Origin of the sequence: Morganella morganii, assembly GCF_041099235.1 — a bacterium.
Lineage (GTDB): Bacteria > Pseudomonadota > Gammaproteobacteria > Enterobacterales > Enterobacteriaceae > Morganella > Morganella morganii_E.
Genome location: NZ_JBFZSO010000034.1, coordinates 1 through 508, shown reverse-complemented (window position 1 = coordinate 508; position 508 = coordinate 1). Strand labels below are relative to the sequence as shown.

At 45.3% G+C, this 508-nt stretch carries 2 tRNA genes; both read left to right on the top strand.

Going from position 1 to position 508, the window contains the following annotated elements:
- The first annotated feature begins 95 nt into the window (after positions 1-95).
- Positions 96-172 (top strand) — tRNA-Ile (locus tag AB7038_RS18145).
- A 127-nt stretch (positions 173-299) separates the two neighbouring features.
- Positions 300-375 (top strand) — tRNA-Ala (locus AB7038_RS18140).
- Positions 376-508 lie beyond the last annotated feature (133 nt).

Sequence of the window (508 nt, the reverse complement as noted above, 5' to 3'; positions counted from 1 at the left end):
GGGGAACCTGCGGTTGGATCACCTCCTTACCTGATTGATTTGAATTGTGAGTGTTCACACAGATTGTCTGATAGAAAGAAGCAGATACCGGGAATAGGCTTGTAGCTCAGGTGGTTAGAGCGCACCCCTGATAAGGGTGAGGTCGGTGGTTCAAGTCCACTCAGGCCTACCAAAACCGAATTGATACTGCGTTATGAAAAGACTCGTTTACCTTAGTAAACTTCGCCTTTCCATGCCTTGTCTCAATGCGGTTTCCTCTTTTCATGATGAAAAGACACGCCCCGGAAAAACCAAATAATGGGGCTATAGCTCAGCTGGGAGAGCGCCTGCCTTGCACGCAGGAGGTCAGCGGTTCGATCCCGCTTAGCTCCACCATTATCTGATATCTGAACAATAATTCAGAGTTTACCGGAAACGGTATGCTGTGAATTATTATGCTCTTTAACAATCCGGAACAAGCTGAAAAATTGAAACAATCAATATTATCACCGAGGTAATATTGATGAGT